Annotated in this window: 2 protein-coding genes; one reads left to right on the top strand and one right to left on the bottom strand. The window is 70.3% G+C overall.

The genetic code is table 11. The annotated features are described in order from the left end of the window. The first annotated feature begins 175 nt into the window (after positions 1–175). Positions 176–844, top strand: coding sequence for a TetR/AcrR family transcriptional regulator (locus ACGF5C_RS34420; RefSeq protein ID WP_393308544.1), 669 nt, complete (start codon positions 176–178; stop codon positions 842–844). Between the two features lie 52 nt (positions 845–896). Here ACGF5C_RS34420 and ACGF5C_RS34415 read toward each other — a convergent pair whose 3' ends face one another. Beyond that, entirely contained in the window at positions 897–1,556 is a 660-nt protein-coding gene (locus tag ACGF5C_RS34415) for an HNH endonuclease family protein (protein ID WP_393308542.1), read from the bottom strand. Positions 1,557–1,581 lie beyond the last annotated feature (25 nt).

The raw sequence follows: 1,581 nt of genomic DNA, 5'->3' as shown, positions 1-1,581 counted from the left end.
GTTTTGCGGGCCGGATCGCCCTTTCGGTGACGGCTGTGTATCGCTTGCGGTAACCCGCGTAACGTCTGCGTTGCCGGTATTTCTGTCGAGTGACAGATATTTCACAACCGCAGGTGGGACGTGGTGCGCGGCGTAGAGCCGGTCCGCGCGGCCGTGGCGATGGCAGGATGAGACGGTGACACACCTGGGTCCGGGCCGTCCTCGCGTCGATCAGCGCAGCCGTCGTGGGCGGACACCGCGCGCCGAGATCCTCGACGCCGCAGCGGAATTGTTCACGGCCAACGGGTACGGCAGCACGTCCACGCGCGGCATCGCCGACGCGGTCGGTATCCGGCAGGCGTCGCTCTATCACCACTTCGCCGCCAAGGACGACATCCTGGACGCGCTGCTCGCGGAAACCATTACCGGCCCTTTGGAATTGGCCGAGCGGTTGCGTGCCGAACCCGATCCCGCCGCGGTGCGGCTGTACGCGCTGGCCCGGGCCGACGTGCGCCAGCTGTGCGCGGCCAAATGGAATCTCGGCGCGCTGTATCTGCTGCCCGAACTGCGCAGCGACCGATTCGCCGACTTCCGCAGTCGCCGGGCCCGGTTGCGCCGCCACTACGAGGAACTGGCGGCGGCGGCGATCGAGGCCGCATCCGCCGGCGTCCCCGGCGCGCATGTCCTGCCCTTCCGGATGGTGGAAACGGTCATCAACATTCGCTCCGACGAGGGCACCGCCCCCGACTACGCGGAAACCACCATCCCCGACGCCGCGCTGCGGGTACTCGGTGTCACCGACGATCCGGCCGCGCTGCGCGCCGCCGCCCAGCGGCTGCTCCGGCGACTGGATGCGGGCGAATAGTTCGACCGGTCCGGCAAACGGTTCGCGAGTAGCGGCCGAGCCGGTCCTCGCATCAGGGGCATTGCCGGGCGATGCGGGCGAGCGCGGCGTGGTCGGCCGCGGTGATCGGCAATCGGTACTGCGCCGCGGTGGTGAGGTATTTGCCGGCGTAGAAGCAGTGATAGGCGCCGGCGGGGGGAAGCCAGTCGGCGGGTGTGCGGTCGCCCTTGTCCATATTGGCAGGGCCGTCGACGGCCAGCAGATTGAATTCGATGTCGTTGGCGAAGCGCATCCGCTGTTCGGGCGACCAGGCCGCCGCACCCAGATCCCAGGCGGCGGCCAGCGGGTAGACGTGGTCGATCTGCACCTCCCGGGCCCGCGCCTTGTCGAAGGTGATCGCGCGGCCGGTGTACGGATCCCGCAGCGTGCCCGCGAGCACCACACAATCGTCCGTACCCGGCCGGAATCGCACCTCGCGCAGCTGCCGTGCCAGCACTCCGTTGCGCGAATCGCACCCGTCGTGCCCGCCCGGCCCGTCCTGATCGTCCGACCATGCCGGTCCGAACACGCATCCGTGCCCCGCCCCGCAGTCCCGGTCGTACCCGCCCGGGTGCGGCCGCCGGGCCACCACGGCCACCGCACCCAGCAACTGCTCGATCCGGGCCCGGCTCGGACTCCCCGGCGCGGGTTCGGGCCCACCGATCACTCCACACCCCGCCACCGTCACCAGCACGACGATCCCCGCCGCCCACCCGAAA

This window comes from Micromonospora sp. NPDC047620, assembly GCF_043205005.1.
GTDB lineage: Bacteria > Actinomycetota > Actinomycetes > Mycobacteriales > Micromonosporaceae > Micromonospora.
Note: the sequence above shows the minus strand (reverse complement) of the source record. Positions and strands in the feature narration are given on the sequence as shown.